Origin of the sequence: Candidatus Bodocaedibacter vickermanii (genome assembly GCF_014896945.1) — a bacterium.
GTDB classification, from domain to species: domain Bacteria; phylum Pseudomonadota; class Alphaproteobacteria; order UBA6184; family UBA6184; genus Bodonicaedibacter; species Bodonicaedibacter vickermanii.
The window spans coordinates 417,763-437,870 of sequence record NZ_CP054719.1; the positions used below are offsets into that span (position 1 = coordinate 417,763).

Annotated in this window: 27 protein-coding genes; 6 read left to right on the top strand and 21 right to left on the bottom strand. The window is 41.2% G+C overall.

Annotation, left to right across the window (positions count from 1 at the left end):
- Positions 1 to 331: 331 nt before the first annotated feature.
- The gene (locus CPBP_RS01895; RefSeq protein WP_350332362.1) at positions 332 to 670 is read right to left on the bottom strand and encodes a tRNA-binding protein; all 339 of its coding nucleotides are present in this window, start codon (positions 668 to 670) and stop codon (positions 332 to 334) included.
- A 191-nt stretch (positions 671 to 861) separates the two neighbouring features.
- Here CPBP_RS01895 and CPBP_RS01900 point away from each other — a divergent pair, with 191 nt between their 5' ends.
- Positions 862 to 2,007 carry a branched-chain amino acid transport system II carrier protein gene (locus tag CPBP_RS01900; RefSeq protein ID WP_350332363.1) on the top strand — a complete coding sequence of 382 codons (1,146 nt, stop codon included), beginning with the start codon at positions 862 to 864 and terminating at the stop codon, positions 2,005 to 2,007.
- 6 nt (positions 2,008 to 2,013) lie between these two features.
- Entirely contained in the window at positions 2,014 to 2,505 is a 492-nt protein-coding gene (locus CPBP_RS01905; RefSeq protein ID WP_350332364.1) for a prolyl-tRNA synthetase associated domain-containing protein, read from the top strand.
- A 4-nt stretch (positions 2,506 to 2,509) separates the two neighbouring features.
- Here CPBP_RS01905 and CPBP_RS01910 read toward each other — a convergent pair whose 3' ends face one another.
- Positions 2,510 to 3,295 (bottom strand): hypothetical protein, encoded by a 786-nt coding sequence (locus tag CPBP_RS01910; RefSeq protein ID WP_350332365.1) that lies wholly within the window; start codon positions 3,293 to 3,295, stop codon positions 2,510 to 2,512.
- 284 nt (positions 3,296 to 3,579) lie between these two features.
- The gene (locus tag CPBP_RS01915) at positions 3,580 to 3,945 is read right to left on the bottom strand and encodes a hypothetical protein (RefSeq protein WP_350332366.1); all 366 of its coding nucleotides are present in this window, start codon (positions 3,943 to 3,945) and stop codon (positions 3,580 to 3,582) included.
- Between the two features lie 163 nt (positions 3,946 to 4,108).
- Here CPBP_RS01915 and CPBP_RS01920 point away from each other — a divergent pair, with 163 nt between their 5' ends.
- The 3 genes from CPBP_RS01920 (at position 4,109) to CPBP_RS01930 (ending at position 6,942) form a co-directional block, all read left to right on the top strand.
- A complete protein-coding gene (locus tag CPBP_RS01920; protein ID WP_350332367.1) occupies positions 4,109 to 5,155 on the top strand; it encodes a lipase family protein in 1,047 nt (348 codons plus the stop codon).
- Between the two features lie 127 nt (positions 5,156 to 5,282).
- A complete protein-coding gene (locus CPBP_RS01925; protein WP_350332368.1) occupies positions 5,283 to 5,969 on the top strand; it encodes a hypothetical protein in 687 nt (228 codons plus the stop codon).
- A gap of 64 nt (positions 5,970 to 6,033) precedes the next feature.
- Complete coding sequence (locus tag CPBP_RS01930; protein WP_350332369.1) at positions 6,034 to 6,942, top strand: hypothetical protein; 909 nt, start codon at positions 6,034 to 6,036, stop codon at positions 6,940 to 6,942.
- 39 nt (positions 6,943 to 6,981) lie between these two features.
- Here CPBP_RS01930 and CPBP_RS01935 read toward each other — a convergent pair whose 3' ends face one another.
- The 17 genes from CPBP_RS01935 to CPBP_RS02015 all read right to left on the bottom strand — a co-directional run bounded on the left by CPBP_RS01935 (position 6,982) and on the right by CPBP_RS02015 (position 18,353).
- On the bottom strand, positions 6,982 to 7,665 hold the full coding sequence (locus CPBP_RS01935; RefSeq protein WP_350332370.1) for a hypothetical protein: 684 nt from the start codon (positions 7,663 to 7,665) through the stop codon (positions 6,982 to 6,984).
- Between the two features lie 11 nt (positions 7,666 to 7,676).
- Positions 7,677 to 8,252 (bottom strand): Maf family protein, encoded by a 576-nt coding sequence (locus CPBP_RS01940; RefSeq protein WP_350332371.1) that lies wholly within the window; start codon positions 8,250 to 8,252, stop codon positions 7,677 to 7,679.
- 3 nt (positions 8,253 to 8,255) lie between these two features.
- The gene (gene infA / locus CPBP_RS01945) at positions 8,256 to 8,474 is read right to left on the bottom strand and encodes a translation initiation factor IF-1 (protein WP_350332372.1); all 219 of its coding nucleotides are present in this window, start codon (positions 8,472 to 8,474) and stop codon (positions 8,256 to 8,258) included.
- A 74-nt stretch (positions 8,475 to 8,548) separates the two neighbouring features.
- Positions 8,549 to 8,971: a 50S ribosomal protein L19 gene (gene rplS, locus CPBP_RS01950; RefSeq protein WP_350332373.1), complete on the bottom strand. Its 423-nt coding sequence runs from the start codon at positions 8,969 to 8,971 to the stop codon at positions 8,549 to 8,551.
- Positions 8,968 to 9,681: a tRNA (guanosine(37)-N1)-methyltransferase TrmD gene (gene trmD, locus CPBP_RS01955; RefSeq protein ID WP_350332374.1), complete on the bottom strand. Its 714-nt coding sequence runs from the start codon at positions 9,679 to 9,681 to the stop codon at positions 8,968 to 8,970. The genes rplS and trmD overlap by 4 nt, the downstream gene beginning before the upstream one ends.
- A complete protein-coding gene (gene rimM, locus CPBP_RS01960; RefSeq protein WP_350332375.1) occupies positions 9,678 to 10,214 on the bottom strand; it encodes a ribosome maturation factor RimM in 537 nt (178 codons plus the stop codon). Before rimM ends, trmD begins: the two co-directional genes overlap by 4 nt.
- A gap of 19 nt (positions 10,215 to 10,233) precedes the next feature.
- Positions 10,234 to 10,704, bottom strand: a complete 471-nt coding sequence (gene rpsP / locus CPBP_RS01965) for a 30S ribosomal protein S16 (RefSeq protein WP_350332376.1) — start codon at positions 10,702 to 10,704, stop codon at positions 10,234 to 10,236.
- Positions 10,705 to 10,719: 15 nt separating this feature from the next.
- Positions 10,720 to 12,054, bottom strand: a complete 1,335-nt coding sequence (gene ffh / locus CPBP_RS01970) for a signal recognition particle protein (RefSeq protein ID WP_350332377.1) — start codon at positions 12,052 to 12,054, stop codon at positions 10,720 to 10,722.
- A 341-nt stretch (positions 12,055 to 12,395) separates the two neighbouring features.
- Positions 12,396 to 12,731 carry a zinc ribbon domain-containing protein YjdM gene (locus CPBP_RS01975; protein WP_350332378.1) on the bottom strand — a complete coding sequence of 112 codons (336 nt, stop codon included), beginning with the start codon at positions 12,729 to 12,731 and terminating at the stop codon, positions 12,396 to 12,398.
- 265 nt (positions 12,732 to 12,996) lie between these two features.
- Positions 12,997 to 13,512 carry a phage terminase large subunit family protein gene (locus CPBP_RS01980; RefSeq protein ID WP_350332379.1) on the bottom strand — a complete coding sequence of 172 codons (516 nt, stop codon included), beginning with the start codon at positions 13,510 to 13,512 and terminating at the stop codon, positions 12,997 to 12,999.
- Between the two features lie 211 nt (positions 13,513 to 13,723).
- Positions 13,724 to 13,981: a hypothetical protein gene (locus CPBP_RS01985; protein ID WP_350332380.1), complete on the bottom strand. Its 258-nt coding sequence runs from the start codon at positions 13,979 to 13,981 to the stop codon at positions 13,724 to 13,726.
- Between the two features lies 1 nt (position 13,982).
- Positions 13,983 to 14,756: a terminase large subunit domain-containing protein gene (locus tag CPBP_RS01990; RefSeq protein ID WP_350332381.1), complete on the bottom strand. Its 774-nt coding sequence runs from the start codon at positions 14,754 to 14,756 to the stop codon at positions 13,983 to 13,985.
- 62 nt (positions 14,757 to 14,818) lie between these two features.
- The gene (locus CPBP_RS01995) at positions 14,819 to 15,232 is read right to left on the bottom strand and encodes a hypothetical protein (RefSeq protein ID WP_350332382.1); all 414 of its coding nucleotides are present in this window, start codon (positions 15,230 to 15,232) and stop codon (positions 14,819 to 14,821) included.
- 88 nt (positions 15,233 to 15,320) lie between these two features.
- On the bottom strand, positions 15,321 to 16,031 hold the full coding sequence (locus CPBP_RS02000) for a hypothetical protein (protein ID WP_350332383.1): 711 nt from the start codon (positions 16,029 to 16,031) through the stop codon (positions 15,321 to 15,323).
- A gap of 122 nt (positions 16,032 to 16,153) precedes the next feature.
- Complete coding sequence (locus tag CPBP_RS02005; protein WP_350332384.1) at positions 16,154 to 16,369, bottom strand: hypothetical protein; 216 nt, start codon at positions 16,367 to 16,369, stop codon at positions 16,154 to 16,156.
- A 92-nt stretch (positions 16,370 to 16,461) separates the two neighbouring features.
- Complete coding sequence (locus CPBP_RS02010; RefSeq protein ID WP_350332385.1) at positions 16,462 to 17,436, bottom strand: hypothetical protein; 975 nt, start codon at positions 17,434 to 17,436, stop codon at positions 16,462 to 16,464.
- A gap of 290 nt (positions 17,437 to 17,726) precedes the next feature.
- Complete coding sequence (locus CPBP_RS02015; protein WP_350332386.1) at positions 17,727 to 18,353, bottom strand: hypothetical protein; 627 nt, start codon at positions 18,351 to 18,353, stop codon at positions 17,727 to 17,729.
- Positions 18,354 to 18,530: 177 nt separating this feature from the next.
- Here CPBP_RS02015 and CPBP_RS02020 point away from each other — a divergent pair, with 177 nt between their 5' ends.
- Complete coding sequence (locus CPBP_RS02020) at positions 18,531 to 19,277, top strand: hypothetical protein (protein ID WP_350332387.1); 747 nt, start codon at positions 18,531 to 18,533, stop codon at positions 19,275 to 19,277.
- Positions 19,278 to 19,399: 122 nt separating this feature from the next.
- On the opposite strand, the gene CPBP_RS02025 is transcribed toward CPBP_RS02020, so the two are convergent.
- A complete protein-coding gene (locus tag CPBP_RS02025) occupies positions 19,400 to 20,020 on the bottom strand; it encodes a hypothetical protein (RefSeq protein WP_350332388.1) in 621 nt (206 codons plus the stop codon).
- Positions 20,021 to 20,108: the final 88 nt, after the last annotated feature.

The window sequence follows — 20,108 nt, forward strand, 5'->3', positions numbered from 1 at the left end:
CAAGAAAGATTTGCAAATTGCAGTTTACCCGAGTTTTGGACGTAGTTGCCGGCCCGTGAACGGGGTCCTCCTGAGACCCCGGGTACTTGGATGTCCTCCCCGCCGCCACCACAACACAATACTCTAGCAGTGCTTAAAAAACTCTCGTTTTTTAAGCCCTTTTCTCATTTTCAGCTTTCGCATCTAAATGGATTGGTATAGATTGATTGTTAACAAGTCAACGCGTATCGCTCATTTCCAAATCAGAGTATCGTGCACCAGCCCAAGTGCTGATGTTTACCTAAACCATCTATAGGTTTATCAGATATTCCTTAACAAGGGATAAACACAATCAAAATAATTTTTGTCCATTGGGGACGTTTGGATCGACTGTGATTAACGCTATATTTTTATTTTCATCTGCAAACCCCACCAACAAAAATTGTGAAATAAATCCAGCAATGTTTCGTTCCCCAAGATTAATACATCCGACCACAGATCGACCTATTAACGATTCTGGAGTATAGTGATGGGTAATTTGTGCGGAGGTTTGCTTGATTCCGATATCTGCCCCAAAATCAACCCATACTTTGTATGAGGGATTTCGTGCTTTTGGAAATGATTCTGCATTGACAACGGTGCCTGAACGTAAGTTTACTTTTTCAAAGTCTTCATATGTAATCATAGTCATTGTTCATACTCTTTTTTTGTATATTAAAAAGTTATAGCAAAAAAAATAGTCCTATGATAGATTCCGATTATGAAAAATTTAAGCACTTTATATTCTGTCGTTTTTGTCGTCAATGTGCCCATCGCGGCCATATAATTCCCCACTCTCACTTATCGTTATAGTAAAAATAAATCACCGTTTGGAGCTGTGTAATGAAACAATATAAATTAATATGTGTGTATGGGTTTGCAATTTTTGCAATGTTTTTTGGTTCTGGAAACTTGGTATTCCCCCTACACCTGGGACAACAGGTTGGAAAAAATTGGTTTTTAGGGTTTTTAGGATTATTCGTAACAGGCATCGTTTTACCCTTTTTAGGACTTTTTGTTATTAAACTTCACAAGGGGAACTATCGTTCTTTTTTTGCTGAAGGGGGAAAAGTTGCGGGACTGATTCTGCCCCTATTTACATTGTCATTGCTGGGTTCTTTTGGTGTCGTTCCCCGTTGTATCACCGTTGCCCATGGTGGCATGGATTACTTGTTCCCCGGTTTATCACTTACTATGTTTAGCTTAATTTTCTGTGGATTAACCTATATTCTTTGCCTAAAAGATAACATCATGATAGACCTGATTGGAAAGTTCATAAGCCCAATAAAACTTACTGCATTGGGTATATTAATTGTTGTTGGAATCATATACTCCCCCCAAATATCGTCAGAAAAACCTGCAATATCCGCCTTTAGCGACGGTGTTTTTATGGGGTATCAAACCATGGATTTGTTTGCTGCATTTTTCTTTTCATCCTTAATATTTAACCGAATTAAAAGCATTCTGCCCGAGACAAATGACAATCGTATTATTATTAAAGCAGCCCTATCCCCCAGCATTGCAGGGGCATTAATGCTGGCCATCGTATATCTGGGGTTTGTATTTTTAGGCGCACATTATGGCGATTTAATTCAAAATGTTGAACCTGAATTAATGTTACCAACGATTGCAACCTATGCATTAAACCCATCGGCAGCATTTATTATTGGTATTGCCATTATCGTTTCATGTTTAACCACCGCCGTTGCACTGAATAATATTTATGCCCGTTATTTGGTTGATACGCTAAAATTAAAACCATCTTATTTTCCCATAATGTTGGCAGGCACAACCGCCATATCTTTTTTCATTTCGTTGTTAGATTTTAAAGGAATCGCTGCATTTTTAGCACCCGCATTAGAAGTATCGTATCCGGGATTGATTGCATTGACGATTCTGAGCATTTTCATAAAAGATCGAAAAATATTAAAGATGAGTGTCTTTTATACGATTACAGTTATAATGATCGCAATAAAGATTATGGAGTAATTAGGTATGCCACACCTGAGATTATATTCACGTTTTCAAGATCATGGGATAAACTTTGTAGAACTTGCGCATCCTCCGTTATTTAGTGTGGGGGACGAAATAGAACTTGGCGTTGTAATTCCAGGTGCGAATAGTAAAAACTTATTTCTAAAAGATAAGAAAAACAATTTCTTTTTGGTTTCAGTCCTTAATCACAAACGGGTTGACTTAAAAGCTGTGTCAAAACTTTACGGAAAAGGCGGGCTGTCCTTTGCAAGTGCAGAATACCTAAAAGCACACTTAGATTTAACGCCAGGATCTGTCACCCCCTACGGGTTACTGAATGATACAGAAAATAAAGTCACCTTTATTTTAGACGAAGATTTTCTTGGGCATGTTCTGATTAACTTTCATCCCCTGAGAAATGATATGACGGTGTCGGTTGCGCCCAACGACTTTTTAACGTTTTGCACACATATTAATCACACACCGTCAATCATTCACATACCTGAACTTTAGTATGTTACATTACGCCATCTAACACACGAGACAATGAACGTTGAACGGAATCTTGCATTTCTTTTTTCCAATCAATCGCCATACCTTGCGCATCTAATCCATCAATTGCTCCATTACCTAACTCTAACGCAATAATTCTGTCTGTTTCTTGAATTAATGCAACGGCCAAACTTTTACGCGCTTTATCCATTTTTTCTTTAGCAAACGCACCTGCTGCTGCAATTAATTGATCTTTTTGACCGCCTGTTTGGATAATTCGACCTGTTACATCTACAAGCAATCCAACCAATCTAACTGCGAACCCTTCATCTAAGGGTACCGATTTTAACTCTTCTTCTGAAACTGAAACGCCTAACATGGCGGCAACTTCTTGTGCGTAGAAAACTTTCTTACCATATGCAACGCCATCTAGTTTTCCATCGGCTAAATCATCCAATGCGATCGCTAGGAAACGCGTTAATAATTGTCCTGCAAATTCATTAAGCAAAAAGCGCTCTGCATCTTTAAATGTAGTGCTGCACCACGCTGAACACCCAACTGTACCAACAGCTTTAACATTATCGGGTAACCCTAATGTTGCACCATATCCACGAATGTGCGCTTTAATTCGTTCCAAATCTGCAGCACTGGCTACTGCTCGTGACGATTCACCCGCAACTGGTGCTATTGAAACAACAATCTCAGGGACTCCAACGCCTCCACCAACATCAGCAACGTCTAAAGTCGCTGCTGATGGTGCAGACATGCCGAATGATAAAATTGTCGTCAATAATAAAAGTGATTTCTTCATAGAATGACTCCTTTGAATATACATAAAATTTTGAATGAGAATGGCTTTAGACATGTACCATGGACTTAGTGTCCCGCATAAAAGTTAGGAAAAGGTTAATTTTTGAAAAAAATAGCAACTCACGGATAAAATGAGCCTGTGAAAGTTGGAATCATCCCTATATTTACTGCATATAATCCCTGTCCGATCATCTCGGATCTAACTAAACGGATGCAACGGCACGTTGCCAACTATAAAAAAAGGCGGGGTTATCCCCACCTTTATAACGTGATACATAAAAGAGATTATTTTTTTTGAGTTTTCTTTGGTTTTGATTTTGGCTTTGATTTTGATTGGGAAGTTGATTTTTTGACGGGTGCTGCTTTATTCTTTTTAGCCGCTGGTGCTTTAGCCTTTATCGCTTTTTTGCTGTTCGGAGTAATCTCAGCAGGCTGTGGAGTTGGTTTGCCAAGGTCTTTTTCAATCTTTTGATTATCTTCGACCGTATTTTCAATTAACGCAACCGGAGTATTCATCGGCGCTGAAACACGGGTTGATTCTGGCAATACTTTTGGCGTTTCTACTGGAGCTTCTGGCTTGCTTTTTGATCCCATTCCCACGGCAAGCGTCAAGCTAAAGGCTAACGCTATCATCACATTCAATAATTTCATTCGTATTTCCTTTTTTTATTAAGTATAAATGGACTATAGGTATATTGCAAAATATATAATATGAATTTAGCAAAACTTTTTCATACATAATAAATAATTTACCATTACACTGAATCAGAACATCGAACGAAAGTTTTTATTTATATCAAAAGGTCAGTTGCATATGGCTAACATTACCCCACCAAACAAACATGATATTATACTGGATCCTGATCAAGCAATCTTGATTTCGAACCTACAAAAATCTACTGTGCCTGACACACTCCATACACAGTTTTGTTTGTTTGATCGCATTTATGCTGCTGGCTGTTATGCCAACTTGTCGTATATTTTAAGCCATCTTCATCCAAGCAGTATCGAATCAATTCAGCATGAAGGCACCCGCGACTTAGTTAATCAATACAAAGACATCGCCATTGATATATACGATGATTCAACCCATCCCAAAGCAGGCGCGATAATCATTCCCTTGGAAACTGAAACAATCATTGCATTTCATGGAATTAACTTTGCCAGAAAATCAGATCATATTACGAATCTTGAATCCAACCTTACGCACTCTCCCTATGCTCCGGGGTTATATCATGCTGGTTTTTTAAACATATCGCACGCTATAACTCCCAAAATCATTCATGTTTTAGAAATGAAATTAGGCTCACTGAATGCTCACCCGCATAAGATCAAAATTTATGGACATAGCATGGGAGCAGGTTTGGCTCAGCTGCTAACACAGTATTTGCAGCATCAATATGAGAATTTAGAGATTGAAACGATTGTATTTGGATCCCCCAAAGTAATGTGTCCACTGGCGGCAACATCCTATAACGAAAAAAATAACAGCAGGACCCTGCGTATTGAAAATCCATTAGATTTGGCGATTTATATGCCTGCACAGTTTATGGGATATGGCGTCGTCAACAACGCAATCTTGCTGCCAAAAACTCATTCTGATGTCATGCGCAATCATGGTATCGAAGGGTATCTTGAATCGATTGATACGATGCGCCAACAATTTCGCACTCAAGGCATTCAATCAGTATCCTTATCAGATTATATTGCGGCAAGCGCTAGATTCAACCCTGTCCATCCCTGGATGCCATCTGGCAACGGCATTAGCGCTAAATCTTCTGTATCAGAATTTCTGCACCTTATGGGGCATGGTATTAGCAAAGGTATTCAGAGTTTAATTCGATTTTTACCGTTTAAATAATCAACTTGAATCATGTGTTTATCTTTTATAAAAATTCATTGTTTTTTAGTATTCCCATCATATTGTGAATAGTGTTAACTTACAGTTAGACACCACGTAATAATTCAACATAATAACGGAGTATAACATGTCTAAAAAAGCTTTATTGTCCGCATTATTAATTTCAAGTTTTGCTTTTTCAAACGTATTCGCTGCTGATGTAGTTAATCCAGCTCCACCAACTGGCGCTCAACCTGCTGCAGCAGCTGCTGCAGAGTCTACAGAGATAGTTGGTTTTAAAGACTGCACATTTTCTGCGTTTCCACTCACATCATCTGCGAAAACTGGAGCAGCAAAACTCTCTTTTTTAAATTGTAGCCTAGAAGCATTAGACTCATCTTTTTTTGTGAATAATCCCACACTAAGAGAATTAGCATTTGTAGAAAGTTCAATCAACTTTAGTATTTTTGCAGGAGGTACTTTTGGCAAAGGCTGTACCAGGCTTGAGGCTCTTAATTTAAAAGCCATCAAAAATCTTACATTTGAACAATTTCTTGCCTATGCATCATCAGATTTGTTAGATCGAATTGTTGCGGAAAGCTGTAAACTAAAATTCTCGCGCGCAGGTAGTGGTGCAACATTAGCCAGGTTCTCTACAAACTCCAATTCTGAAGAGTTAACCCCTGAAGAGATTAAACGATATATTAGCATGTATCGAACTGCACAAGCCGCCGCCAGCTCTTCTACGACGTCAGCAACGGCTGCTACGCCCACGCCTGCTAATGGTGGTGGTGTATTAGCCACATTGTGGGCAATGTTTGGTAGTTCTAAATAACGCTTCTTAGAAAAAAGTGGGAGTATTCATACTCCCTTTTTTTGTATTTTAAAAAGGAATTACTATGTTGATGAATATATTCCGAATCTCAGTCTGTGTAATGCTAATGAGTTTCTTTAATGTCTGCACGGCCAGTGAAACGCTTTTGGACGAAGATCAGCCTGCTGAGGGTACGCCCTCCGGGACTCCTGCTGAATCTCGCGCTATGTTCGCAGCTGACACAGGAGATGGTGACGATGATGCAGATGCTGAATCTAATGATGGAACAGTTGAACCTGCCCTTCAAAGTGCTACTGTTGCAATACAAGCAATGCCTTCTGCGGCAGGAGGAGCTGCTGCTGCTGTTCAACCAAACGAAGAAGAATTTGTAAACGTTCCCGAGCAAGCAAAGATTTTACCTGAATTTTCTATTGTTGGCGGAATGTATGATGCGTTAGATATTCCAAATTCAACCATGCCGTATACCGCAATAACTCTTGCAAACTGCACATGTAATAATCCATTAGACCCCTCTACTTTTCAGAATAATTCAGCTTTAGTACGCATCAACTTGAGTGGCAGCCAACTAAACTTTCGTTACTTTGAAGAAAAATTTGGTGCAGGCTGTCTAAGTTTAACTCATATTAACTTAATGGGTACAATCGATGGCTCTGTTGATGGGTATCCGATAATCACTCCAGAACGGTTTGCTCAACTGGCACATCCAGATATTTTACAACGCATTTTGCATGGACAATGCAGTCTATTTATTTCTCATCCAGAACGCGTAGGAGGATACTATATCGTGCCCGAGATGCAAAAAAAGTTCCTATCCAGCATCTTGCAACTTAGATCGTTGAATAAAGCAAAAGAAACACTCTCAACGTATCAATCATTAATAAATATGTTACGTTCTGGAATTGAAGGTATTGATCCTAGAGCAGTAGCCGCTGCCGGTGCCAATGTCGCTTTCAAAGTATGTACTGGATTATAAAAGGGCTCCTAAGAGCCCTTTATGGAGGAAACTAGTGATTTACTTTTTCTTCTCAAGTAATTTCTTAATTATTGGTGCAAGTTTTGGCTTTTCAATAACTATCTGCAGAACAGACTTGTGAATCAATCCCTCAGTTAAACGTTCAGATAATGAGGGATACTTTTGCTTCATAAACTTCTGTGCATCAGCAAATCGATTGTGTATTGTGAAAGTAGGTGTAAATTTATAGCTCAAATAATACGTGCCTTTAGCATCATAATTAGCCACGGCTTGCATATGTATATCGCCTAAGTACTTTACGTCGCCCGCGGCAACGGAAAAAGTTAATGGACTAGATTTGCTAGAATATTGAGGAGATTTTAACGTATGTTTATAACGACTACCTGAGTATTCCACGGAAAATTCAGATAAGCAATATAATCCAACAGGCAGTTTTACTACAACATATTTGCTTTTCATACCATTGGCTTGCAGGTGATTTTTTGAACCACAAAATACATTTTGAAAGTTTTCTCTTTGCCAAGCAGAATCCATATATATGTATTCAAGCTCTTTCCAAAAAAACATCCCCTCTGTTACTGAGCTGTCCGTGACATACATATTAAACACCACAACAGCTTCATCGCTTTTTATAGCTTCTTCATCTTTAAACAAGGGAACCTCAGAGCCACAGCCCTGTACAAACAATCCGACAACTAAAAACAATAATTTTAATTGTTTCATTTCACTTTTCCTTAATTAATATTGCCCCAGCCACTCAGCACTTGGTAAACCTCGTGCACAGGCAAGCCCATCACAGCATGGTATGATCCCTGGATGGTTTTGATGTATTTGCTGGCGATGCCTTGAATTGCATAACCACCAGCTTTACCAATCCCCTCACCCGTTTGAATGTACGATTCAATTTCTGAAGCGGTCAATCGTTTAAACGTAACCTTGGTTTCCACAACTTTAAGGCTCTGTTTTCCAGAAGGATGACAAATCGACAGCGCTGTATACACCGTATTTTTCCGACCTGACAACAACGTCAAATACCGCTTAACATCATCATCAGTTTCGGCTTTATCCAAAATACGTCGCCCAACGGCAACAACGTTATCCGCAGCAATGATAATATGATTGGGGTATTCTGCGGCAACAGCACGCGCTTTTTCTTGTGCTAAACGTAAGGCTAATTGACGGGGCAACTCATCGTTTAAAGGCGTTTCATCCACGGTGGGTGAAACGTATTGATCAACCGTGACGCCAATCAGCGACAGCAGTTGCTTGCGTCGTTCAGAACTGGACGCAAGGATAATAGGTATTGTCACGATTTATTTAAACCGGTAACTGATCAGACCTTTTGTTAGGTCATAAGGGGTCATTTTAACCGTTACTTTATCGCCTTCTAAAACGCGGATACGGTTTTTTTGCATACGACCAGATAGACGGGCTAACACCGTATGTCCGTTTTCTAGTTTGACTCGGAACATTAAATTTGGAAGCATCTCTTCCACTGTTCCGTTAAATTCGATATGATCTTCTTTAGCCATATTTTACTATTGTCTCCAGTTAAATCCTTAGGGCGTTAATCAAATGATCAGACGCCCTAATGGAATATTTATAGTTATTGAGCTTGAGCCTGAGCTGCAGCAATTTTTGCAGCTTCTTTAGCTGCATCTTTGCGTTGAGCCCAAATTGCTTTTTCTTTAATGCGCGCTGATTTACCACGACGATCGCGTAAGTAATATAATTTCGCACGACGTACATCACCGCGACGCATAACTTCGATTTGGATATTTGGAGAGAACAATGGGAATACACGTTCAACACCTTCACCATAAGAAATCTTACGTACAGTAAATGAAGAGCCCATTGCGCGATTACGTCGAGCAATACATGCGCCTTCAAATGCCTGCATACGTTCACGGTTTCCTTCTTTTACTTTCACCATGACTTTTAAAGTATCGCCTGGACGAAAGTCTGGAATCTTATTAGCTGATTGCAATTTTTGAATTTGCTCTTGCTCAAATTGTTCCAAAATATTCATGATAGTTTCCTTTCATTAACATACTGTGCCCATAAGTCTGGGCGTCGTTCTTGTGTAAGCTGCTCTGCGTGTTGCAACCGCCATTTGCGAATGTTTTCATGATGCCCTGATAATAAAACGTCTGGCACTGCCAGTCCATTCCATTCTTGCGGACGCGTGTATTGAGGATATTCTAATAATCCTGATGAAAAGCTTTCTTCTTCTAAAGATTCGGGTTTTCCAATCACTGCGGGTAACAAGCGCACACATGCATCAATAATGCAATACGCCGCCATTTCTCCGCCTGTCATCACAAAATCACCGATGCTGATTTCATCAAACTCATAGTGATCAATCACACGTTGATCAATCCCCTCAAATCGCCCACACAGCATCACCATGCCTTGTGCATTGCTGGTTAGTTCTTGTGCCTTTGCTTGTGTAAACGGCTTTCCCTTTGGGCTAAGATATACTTTAGATACTTTAGATCCCGCCTTTGAAAGCACATCGTCCACAGCTCTGCCAATGACATCTGCCCGCATTAACATTCCTGCGCCACCGCCAAAGGGTTCATCATCAACTGAATGATGTTTATCCTCTGCATAGTCGCGTAGGTTCACTGAATTGCATGTCCATTTTTCAGTTTCCAAGGCTTTGCCAATTAGCGACGTGCCAAGAGGGCCTGGAAACATCTCTGGAAAAATCGTCAATACGTTGACGGGCCAACTCATGTGTTGTCCCCTTCATCACGAATGAACGATTCCGCCATATTAGAGATTACGACACGTTCATTTTCCAGCTCCACAGTGGCAATAGCGTCATCCGTAAATGGAATCATGAAGGTCTTATAATCATCCGACTTGCATTCTAATATGTCGCCCGCACCGAAATTTTCAACAGCGACAATCTTACCCAAGACAGCCGTCGTTTCTGACACGACAGTCAGTCCAACTAAATCTGACACATAAAATGTATCATCTTCGTCCATCTCAGGCAGTTGATTTCTGTTAATATACAGTTCGGTTTTGGCCAGCATTTCAGCGTCGTTACGGTCAGTAATACCATTCACACTTGCCACAAACATTCCACGAACAGTGCCAACGGATTTCAGTTTATACTGCTGAGTTCCTGCAACATTCGTTAACGGTTGATAGTCAAAAATGTCTGACGGAGTTTCGCAATAACTGTGCACACACACATAGCCTTTAATGCCATGCGCTTTGGTAATCATTCCAACACAAAGTTTATCTGTTGCACCCGTCATCACATCCATCTTTCTTAAACTATTCCGCAGCGGGTTCTGTCGCTGGAGCTTCTTCTGCTACTGGAGCAGGCGCCGCTGCTGCTGCAGCTTTTGCTGCTTCTTTTGCAGCAATTTCAGCTTCTTTAGCCGCTATTGCAGCTGCTTCAGCCTTTGCTTTTGCTTCAGCTTCCATCTTCATACGTTCTTGAGCTTTTGCTCTCGGTTGAGATTTCTTTGGTTGATCTGGACGCTCTACTGGCGCAATCAATTTAGCATTTGCTAAAAATAATTCAACGCGATCAGTAGGTTGAGCCCCCACAGACAACCAATACTTAATACGATCTTCAACTAAACGAATACGATCCTCGTGTTCTCTGGGTAACATTGGATTGTATGTTCCAACTTTTTCCACAAAACGACCATCGCGTGGAGATGTTGCTTCTGCAACAACGATACGATAGTATGGGCGCTTTTTTGCACCAGCACGGGCTAAACGAATACGTAATGCCATCAGTTCTTACCTTTCTTACTTCATATTAAACAAACCTTTTAAACCAGCCTTCATCAAACCACTCATGCCCAGTTTCTTCATCCGTTTCATGACAGTTTCCATATCTTGATGCTGCTTTAAAAGGCGATTCACATCTTGAACTTCAACCCCAGATCCACCTGCAATTCTACGTTTCCGCGATGCATTCAGCAATTTAGGGTTCTTCCGTTCTTTTTGCGTCATCGAGCGAATAACCGCGATCTGACGATGAATCACTTTTTCATCGATCTTGGTCTCGTCAATTTTGTCTTTCAGTTTGGACATTCCTGGCAGCATATTCATAATGCCCCCAAAACCGCCCATCTTTAACATATTCGACAGCTGTTTTTCGAAATCGTTTAAATCAAATAACCCTTTTTGCATCCGCTTTGCAAGGGCCTCTGATTCCTCTTGATCTAACGTTTCAGTAACGCGTTCAACCAAGCCAACGATATCCCCCATCCCTAAAATGCGATCTGCAATTCGGTTGGGGTCGAATAATTCTAATTCATGTAACTTTTCACCCACACTTAAAAAGCGAATGGGGCATCCAGTAACGGTACGAATGGACAATGCCGCTCCACCCCGTCCATCACCATCCACACGTGTTAACACAACGCCTGTAAGCGGAATGCGTTGTTTAAATGTTTCGGCAACTGCATAGGCCTCTTGACCAATTAAGCTGTCTGCCACAAACAATACCTCGTGGGGTGATGTCTTTTTTACAACGGTTTCCAGTTCCTGCATCAACGCATCGTCAATTTGCAATCGACCTGCAGTATCCAGGATTAAAACGTCGTATCCTTCTTTTTTGGCTTTGGACAAGGCCTGTTCAGCAATCTGTACGGGCTTATCTGAATCATACCCAGCATACGTTACGCCGACCTGCTCTGCCAAAATCTTTAACTGCGCGCGGGCAGCCGGACGATACACGTCCAAAGATTCCATCAATATTTTTTTGTTAGAAAATCGTTTTTGCAAATACATTGCAAGCTTACCTGAAAAGGTCGTCTTTCCAGAACCTTGCAATCCAGCCATTAAAATGACCGTCGGAATGTGCGTCAGCTTTAATTCTTGAGACTCACCCAACACATCAACCAAGGTATCATGGACAATTTTAACGACCATTTGTCCTGGCGTAATGCTTTTCAAGACATCTTGACCAATGGCTTTTTCCGTGGCTTTCGCAATAAAATCACGCACCACTGGCAATGCAACGTCGGCTTCTAATAACGCAATGCGAACCTCACGCATAGCACCTTTAACGTCATCTTCTGTCAAAGATCCACGGTTCTTTAATTTGTCCAGAATACTGGTTAATTTTTGCGACAAAGAGCCAAACATTTTTTCCCAACACAAAAGGCGCAGTGCGCAAAAACTTGCGGACTAACGCTAAACTGAGTCTTTATAGCACAGAATAAAGCGTAATACTATACAAAAATTAGGGGATTGTTAGAATAAATTAAAATAAGATTGACTACTATTTTTATGACGCCGCTCATGCTCAGGGCTAAAAAAATTTACAACCCTGAAAGCGCAAGACCAGCTGATTTCCAAGCCTATAGTAAAACTAATTTAATTTGAGTATAGGAACGAGACGGGACACGACTAAAATGTACATTAGCGACCTAGTGACGGACGCATCCTCACATTATAAGGAGTCACGCTGTATATCAAACCTTTTTCAAAAAGCATGCTTTTAACATAAACTGCCCACTGCTTGTTTTACAATCAACCTCATGATCGCCGCCAACAATGCGGATACCTTTAATCTTTGTTCCCACTTTTAAGTTAATCGACGATCCTTTTACTTTAAGATCTTTTATCAAAACAACATCATCACCGTCGTTTAAAACATTGCCATTGGCATCTTTAATCGAAAGATCAGATTGGAACTCTTCATCTTGCTGGTAAACAGAGCGTTCATCCCCACAATCAGCACAGATCAGGAAATCACCATCTGGGTAAATATTCGACATTCCACATTTAGAACAAGTTTGACTATCCATAACTCTCTCTTTAAATATTTTTTTTGATTATACGCCTAATGGGGCTCAGTTGCAAAAAAAAGGTATTTGGAATTAAGTTTACACCCGTGAGCTTTGAATTAGACGAGAAGGGAGGAATGAGACAAGACAAAACCGACAGTTACACTTACAAAGACTACAACTGTTGGCTTTACTTACCTTGTTGAAAGCACGACACTGCATCTATAAGGATTTCACAGTTTAAAAAAATTGAAAATGCTGAACTATTACAAAGTTGAGATCCCCGTCATGACGATGGTTCAAACGACCAACATTTGGATATTCTGGGGGCTCGTGGCGATTTCATTAACTCTGTTAATGCCCATACCAAGGCATCTACACGATCTGGTGATTTTCCGGATCCAGACATAAATCTGCACATCTGCTGCTCTAATTCTGGGAATGCCCGGGTATGAAATATTTTTTTCTGCTCATATAACATGGCAACGGGTTCAGCTCGACACCTCTTGCTTTTGGTGGCTCTAACTGCTTTAAATCGCAAGGTTGGATCAGCCGCTCTCAACACCGTTTCAACCAAATCACCGCCTTGATTCACTTCTGCTACAACATAATGAGCCTGATACTGATGGTATGCTTTTACCACTCGATCAGCCCACTGAGCGGGCGATCCTTTGTGACTAACATCATCGATGACATATCCAAACCCATCGACTCCTTTTCCAACGACAACAATGCCTGTTTCGTCACTGTTTGATCCACTGGTAACGGCGGGATCAACCCCAATAATAATTTTTGTGTACATGTATATTCTCCTAAATTGCAACGGTGCGCTGCCAGCGTCACGTTGCTTTATAATCCGTGTCAGATCACATCGGATCTAACCTACTGGATGCAACGTCACGTTGCTTTATAATCCGTGTCAGACCACATCGGATCTAACCTAATGGGTGCAACGGCACGTTGCTTTATAATCCGTGTCAGACCACATCGGATCTAACCTAATGGGTCCAGCGTCACGCTGGCAACCGCAGGTTACCTAATGATTGCACCATTTTTTCCAATTCTTCATCAGACATTTCTTCAAAGTTGACCAGAGGCGTTTGATGTTTTGAAGTTGCTTGTTTAGCTTTAATGCAGGCTTCTACTACTTTTAATGCCAGCGCAAAATTCTTGCTACGCAGCGCCGATTGATAGATAAAATCCAAGTGATTAAAAATGTCTTCTTTTAATGCTTTTTGTGGCTTTTGTTTTGCTTTTAATGGCGTGTTCATATTATACCTCCTGTGGTTGTTGATATTGGATCATGGATCGAGTCCACAATGATCCTTGATTATCGATCAAAAGATGACCGTATAATTCTTGAGCTGCTAAGTGAGTTTGCGTGTAATGCGAATGCATTAAATCGATAAAGTCTTTCGCCAAATTATCGGCATTGTCAAAGGTACTGCCGCGGGTTATCACAGTATCTGCCCGTTGATTTAACCGTTCTAATAATTCCGATGGTCTGGGCGTTGTGGTAATAATACATTTCGGAGCCTTTCCAAGTCGCAACCCCAACATTAACTGATCCCAGGTGGCTTCAGCCGTACGAAATTTAGCCAGCTCATCAATCCACGCAGCATCAAATTGCGGTCCTCGTAAATTCTCATAGGATTCTGCTGAATAGAGTTCTGCGACAGCACCATTTGACCATACTAAGCGTTGTTTGCTGCGTTCATAAACGGGACCTTCCCCTGGGGGATAACACTGCAACAGCCCGCTGATCCCCTCGACCATGACCTGTTCAGCATTCAAAATATTATCCCCGATCAAGGCAATCCGTCGATATTGTCCAGAATCCACCCAGTGACGAATGGTTTCAGCACCGGTTCGTGTTTTTCCGAATCCTCGACCTGCCATAATCAACCAAATACGCCAATCACCTTTTGGAATTAATTGCTCAGGTCGGGCGTGCAGCTGCCAGTTATAGCGCTCTTTTGAAGTGCGACGTCGTTCTAATTCATGTTGAAAATGCGTAATTAATTGAGTAAGCAACTGTATGTTCATCTAAAGTCTCCCTATAAAAAAAGCCCCCAATTGGGGGCGTGTTAACGATATCGTAATAATAATTATTTCCGTAGATCATCATCAGGCAATTCATGGTCTTCAGTCTCGGAATCTCCTACAGTTGACGCCCCCTCACTTGCTAAAAGCTTACCGCTTGCAAAGCCAGCACCTCTTAATGCAAGGGCACATCTACCTGCAGAAAGGGGATGAGGCTCAGTTCCACCTGCATTAGCGGTTCGCCCGATATTAAGACTTCGCACCAATGATCTATCCGGACGCGCAGCATCGGGGTGTTCACCTCCCTCATCTGCAGTTTCACGCGCCGCTGCAGCTTGCAATCGATTCCCATGTCCAACGGCAGGCAACAGCCTTCTATCACCGGCGCTTTGACTATCCCCTCCCGTAAGGTCAGAAGCACAGTACCTATCTAGACAGGTCGCCCCCAAAACCAGCATGATTTTTAAACACGTATTCATTATTACTTCCTTTTCTATTTATAATACAAAACAAGCCCCCAAATGGGAGCTTGCTTTGACGTTGAATTTTAATTATTTTCGCAGCCAATTAATTGCTATTTGGCAATTCTGGAGCATCCTCTCTCTCACCAGAACTATCGCCATCTACGCCATCGGCATCAGATTCAGATCCATCTGCAGCTGGAACTGTAGCAGCTGTTCCGGCATCAGCAGATTCTGCACTCTCCTCGTCAGAGTCAGCTTCTCTAGCAACGGAACGTAATCCATCAGGCTTGCGCACTTTCTTTTTCTTGACGGGAACAACTTCTGCAGCGCCTTCTTCAGCTGTTTCTACTTCCCCGACTATTTCTGTCATCTCGCGTGCCATTCCTGCATCATCTTCTGCTGCATGCGTCGTAGCACCCTCTTCGGATGTATTAATCTCAACAGCGGCTGGTGGTGCCAAGACATCTGCATTAGCTTCAGAAACATCTGCAGCGCCTTCTTCGGCTGTACTAACTTCAGGAACATCTGCCGCTGCGGCAGCTGCAACCAACACATCTGATTCAACCCCAACTGCAGGTGATTCTGCTGCCGGAAATCCACCACCAGCCCAGGAAGAAACAGGCATCTCAGCTGTATCAAGAGTCATATTTGCAAGCGGATCAGCAACTTCAACAACTGAGCCACCACCAAAAACTGTATCCGCAGTGGATGTAATGCCGTCATCAGAACAAGGAACAGCTAAAACGCCCTCAGCAGCGTGCGTTACTCCAAATGCAAGAGCCAATGAACTTAACGTCAATAAATATTTTTTCATTTTTATTTTCCTTATTGTTATTACCTTTATAACGGTATCACTGTTATATAATCCGCGTCAAGAATTGCTAATAGATCAACAGCAGCTTCTGCTTCTTTGCCTACGTTCTCTTTTTATTCATCCTATTCTTCTTGCATCATGGGTGAGACTTCAGGCTCATTTTCTTCTTTTTCCAAAAAATCAAAATCAATCTCTTGAACCGCAGGATCCCCAGCAGGGCTACTTGGAAGGATGAAGTCAACCTCAATAAAGCTTGCAGGGCATGTAACCCCTATGGCCGCGCACGTCACTTCTAATGCAAAAACCAACGCACTTAACGTCAACAAATATTTTTTCATTTTGATTTCCTTTATTGTTATTACCCTTATAACGGTATCACTATTATATAATCCACGTTAAGAGCGTGCTAATAGATCAACAGCGACAACACTTAAAAATCTAAGACGAAATCAATGCTTGAATTCCAATCAATATGAGACATAACCACACCAAAAACCAGGCGCGAACTCACTGATGGGCACACAGAACATCCAACCCCTATCGCTGAAACTGGGGTTAGACTTAATATCGTTGATGCAACAACATACCCCTGAATCCCAGATTCGTTGTTATACATTGAATACTTTAATGAGGCTGCATTAATATGTTTGCTATCTTTTACCCCGTATAGGTGTTGTATAGATAAGTCTAAGGCGCTGTGATCAAATATGCTGAGTGTTTTCCCCACATGCGCACTCATCGTTGTATCCACGCCAACACGACGTTTAGCCACCTGCATATGCCAATGATCCGTCGTATTATATCTCACATATCGATTGAATGCTGTTGCAGCATAAGCCATCCCTGCCCCAGAGTTATAAGCACTTAACTCTTGTTGAACACCTGAAAACAACAGGTTCAATGAACTTAAATCTCCAACAATAATATCATTATTGCCCATATTTACCGGCACAGGTCGCACAGCTATTTCAGGACCTGTTGTTGATTTTATCACGGCCACAACTTGATTACCTAAAACCTCTAAGCTCACCGTATATCCAATTGGAGCTATCACCTTGGGCAATCCATTTTGAATTATTTTATCCGCCTGAACTAACGTGAAACGTTTTTCTTCCGTCAACAAATCCAATGTTTGTAATGAAATTTTATACGTATCAGCGCTTGATATATTAAATTGAGTCACACGTTGAATAGGATCAGAACTAAATAAATCCACATCAAATTCATGAAACAAAGGGGATGATCTCATGGTTTCAAGATCTATGCCTAATGGAGACTTATGAGTGTCAGTAGTAGAAGCTCCACCATCTAATTCTTCAGCGCCGCCATCGCCTAAATCAGAATTCGAAGTGCCACCGCACCCACATATTAATAAGGCTATCAGCCCTGCATACCACCGATTCATATAAAAAACTCCTTATATGATCAGGGTACCTACAGAATCTTAAAAAACTCTAAAGATCAAAAATAAAAACGCAGCGCTAAAAATCCCTACCTCGCCCGCAAGCAACCGAGTGTTACGGATTTTTTCCTTCGAACCGCACCGCTTAATATTTATGGATTTTATTTACTGCTTTCCATCTTGGGAGCACGCTCCCACGTTTTACGCGAAGCGCTATAAAAAAATGAGCCCCGAAGAGCCCATTTGTAATTTTGATAAATAGATTATATCAAATGATGCGCTTAAGTCAATACTTATTTTCGCTCATCCCCTAGTTCTTCATCAAACATTGCACGCAGCTCTTCGACTCGATCGGGACGAACAAACATCAATAGTTGACGAGCATTCCTAGCCCCAACCGTACGTTCGAACTCCCCCATATTCTCTCTTGCTAACTTTAATTCTTCTTCAAACGTTAACGAAGATCGAACAGCTTTTACAATTGGATTCATAAGCTCCTCTGGTGTCAATTGCGTGGTAATTGGTAAGTTAGTCGCAAGATTAAAAACACTCTCTCCATCGCCAGGCTGACTAGGACACTCTTTAGTCCGACTGACAAGGAACAAGTCAAACTTTAACACCCCTGCGCTATCTACAGTAAATTGTTGATGGGCAAATAGATCCTCATCAACAAGCTGCCTAACCTCAAAATCTCTATCAGCAGTTACATCTTTAAGCTTATCATTTGTGAATGAGCATAACGTCCATTCCCGTCCGCTCTTGTTAACAGGCCCAACAAACAGCTCCATAACCTCTTCTACAGAAAACTCACCCGGCGTCGGTATCCCCGCCCAATCAGATTCGGTAAAGCTAGCAGCTGCAGCATTTACAGCATGCCCACCCACGATAATGGCAATCATTACTAGTAATTTTTTCAACATGACATTCTCCATAAAGTTTTACTATCTCAGATGTATGGATAGGGGCAAATCAGAACAATGTCAATAATTTTTTCAACCTGCGTCTACTGTAAATCATAAACCATTTGTTAACCTTTGTTGTACTAAAGTCATGCTGCTCATGAATTCATTTAAAATAATCAAAAACAAGGAACAAAAATGAAAAAAATAATGAAGCAATTTTTAACATTAGGGCTATCAACAGTCGTTCTTGCAACAGGTTTACACTCACTAGACGCCGCATTTGTAGACGCAACGCCAACCACAGAAATAACCGTCAGTGGAACTTATACAAACGTTTACCTTCACGGAACAGTCTCTGTTAAAATGGGTGAAGGCCTTTTCCCCCTCACAATAAACGCAATACTTGAACCCGATGGTGCTAAAACAAAACTTACTATTGCCTGCGGTGAAGGCGAACCACGATATATTGCAGGAACTCCAGGTACTGATCGCCCAAAATCATTCCCTGCTTTTTTAGAAAGCGGCCAAAACGCTCTATTACAACTTGAGGACGCAGCATTGCCCGTTGATAAAAAGAAAACACTTCATATCATAACAGCACATCAGGGAATGCCTGTTGTATTTAAGCTAATGTTAGGCAATTTGACAAAACCAGTTGCCGCAGCAGGCGCACCCAGCCTAACACTAACCGGCAATGGTCATGAACGGTTTGCTATATCACAAATCATTCCAAAAGGTGGGGCACTCATCGCAAAAAGCCTCACAGGTCAAGAATCTCCGCTGCCTTTTTTAGATTTCTTTCACGTAACAAAGGGTGACCTCATTGAACTTTTACGCCAAATAGCCTCACGTCTTCCCGCTACCCTTGCAGCATTTTCTATCGACTCTAAAACTACACCTACAGGTACAGAAACAACATTTTCTGTCAACGTGAAAATTTAATACAGAGCCCCGAAAGGGGCTTTATATAGCTTACCACACATAAAATAGTTCCGGAGTTGAAATAAAAAAATGAGCCCGAAAGAGCTCATTTGTTATTTTAATAATTGAATCATAACCTAGTTTCACTTACTACCTAGTTCTGCATCAAGCATCGCTTTATATTCTTCGACTCGATCGGGACGAATAAACATCAATAATTGACGAGCATTCCTAGCCCCAACCGTGCGTTCGAATTCCCCCATATTCTCTCTTGCCAACCTTGATTCTTCCTCAAACGTTAACGAAGATCGAACAGCTTTTACAATTGGATTCATAAGCTCCTCTGGTGTCAATTGCGTAGTAATCGGCAGCAAAGCCATCAGGGAAAACAACCTTCCATCGTCTTCCGTTTCTGTAGGATATGTTTTAGTCAGGCTTACAAGAAACATTTCACATCTCAACACGCCGGCACTATCTACCGTAAATTGTTGATGTGCAAAGACATCTTCATCTGTAAGTTGCCTGACTTCAAACTGCTGGTCGGCAACCACAGCTCTTAATTCATCGTTGTTCAACGATGCCAATGTCCATTCACGTCCGCCTTTTTCAACAGGTCCCACAAACAGCCCCACAACCTCTTCTACAGAAAGCTCACCAGGCATCGGTATCCCAGCCCAATCAGCATCAGTAAAGCTCTCGGTCGCAGCACTTATTCCATAACCGCCCATACTTAGCGCAATAATTGCTAATAAATTCTTCAACATTTTAATCTCCTTAAGATTACGTTATTTCAATTATACTAATGAAGGCTTATCAGAAAAAGTCAAGTTATTATCCAAAATATATCCGGTT

Coding starts and splice junctions, on each gene's coding strand:
- CPBP_RS01895 (WP_350332362.1), bottom strand. CDS start 670: ATGACTATGATTACATATGAAGACTTTGAAAAAGTAAACTTACGTTCA.
- CPBP_RS01900 (WP_350332363.1), top strand. CDS start 862: ATGAAACAATATAAATTAATATGTGTGTATGGGTTTGCAATTTTTGCA.
- CPBP_RS01905 (WP_350332364.1), top strand. CDS start 2,014: ATGCCACACCTGAGATTATATTCACGTTTTCAAGATCATGGGATAAAC.
- CPBP_RS01910 (WP_350332365.1), bottom strand. CDS start 3,295: ATGAAGAAATCACTTTTATTATTGACGACAATTTTATCATTCGGCATG.
- CPBP_RS01915 (WP_350332366.1), bottom strand. CDS start 3,945: ATGAAATTATTGAATGTGATGATAGCGTTAGCCTTTAGCTTGACGCTT.
- CPBP_RS01920 (WP_350332367.1), top strand. CDS start 4,109: ATGGCTAACATTACCCCACCAAACAAACATGATATTATACTGGATCCT.
- CPBP_RS01925 (WP_350332368.1), top strand. CDS start 5,283: ATGTCTAAAAAAGCTTTATTGTCCGCATTATTAATTTCAAGTTTTGCT.
- CPBP_RS01930 (WP_350332369.1), top strand. CDS start 6,034: ATGTTGATGAATATATTCCGAATCTCAGTCTGTGTAATGCTAATGAGT.
- CPBP_RS01935 (WP_350332370.1), bottom strand. CDS start 7,665: ATGAAACAATTAAAATTATTGTTTTTAGTTGTCGGATTGTTTGTACAG.
- infA (WP_350332372.1), bottom strand. CDS start 8,474: ATGGCTAAAGAAGATCATATCGAATTTAACGGAACAGTGGAAGAGATG.
- rplS (WP_350332373.1), bottom strand. CDS start 8,971: ATGAATATTTTGGAACAATTTGAGCAAGAGCAAATTCAAAAATTGCAA.
- trmD (WP_350332374.1), bottom strand. CDS start 9,681: ATGAGTTGGCCCGTCAACGTATTGACGATTTTTCCAGAGATGTTTCCA.
- rimM (WP_350332375.1), bottom strand. CDS start 10,214: ATGACGGGTGCAACAGATAAACTTTGTGTTGGAATGATTACCAAAGCG.
- rpsP (WP_350332376.1), bottom strand. CDS start 10,704: ATGGCATTACGTATTCGTTTAGCCCGTGCTGGTGCAAAAAAGCGCCCA.
- CPBP_RS01975 (WP_350332378.1), bottom strand. CDS start 12,731: ATGGATAGTCAAACTTGTTCTAAATGTGGAATGTCGAATATTTACCCA.
- CPBP_RS01980 (WP_350332379.1), bottom strand. CDS start 13,512: ATGTACACAAAAATTATTATTGGGGTTGATCCCGCCGTTACCAGTGGA.
- CPBP_RS01985 (WP_350332380.1), bottom strand. CDS start 13,981: ATGAACACGCCATTAAAAGCAAAACAAAAGCCACAAAAAGCATTAAAA.
- CPBP_RS01990 (WP_350332381.1), bottom strand. CDS start 14,756: ATGAACATACAGTTGCTTACTCAATTAATTACGCATTTTCAACATGAA.
- CPBP_RS01995 (WP_350332382.1), bottom strand. CDS start 15,232: ATGAATACGTGTTTAAAAATCATGCTGGTTTTGGGGGCGACCTGTCTA.
- CPBP_RS02000 (WP_350332383.1), bottom strand. CDS start 16,031: ATGAAAAAATATTTATTGACGTTAAGTTCATTGGCTCTTGCATTTGGA.
- CPBP_RS02005 (WP_350332384.1), bottom strand. CDS start 16,369: ATGAAAAAATATTTGTTGACGTTAAGTGCGTTGGTTTTTGCATTAGAA.
- CPBP_RS02010 (WP_350332385.1), bottom strand. CDS start 17,436: ATGAATCGGTGGTATGCAGGGCTGATAGCCTTATTAATATGTGGGTGC.
- CPBP_RS02015 (WP_350332386.1), bottom strand. CDS start 18,353: ATGTTGAAAAAATTACTAGTAATGATTGCCATTATCGTGGGTGGGCAT.
- CPBP_RS02020 (WP_350332387.1), top strand. CDS start 18,531: ATGAAAAAAATAATGAAGCAATTTTTAACATTAGGGCTATCAACAGTC.
- CPBP_RS02025 (WP_350332388.1), bottom strand. CDS start 20,020: ATGTTGAAGAATTTATTAGCAATTATTGCGCTAAGTATGGGCGGTTAT.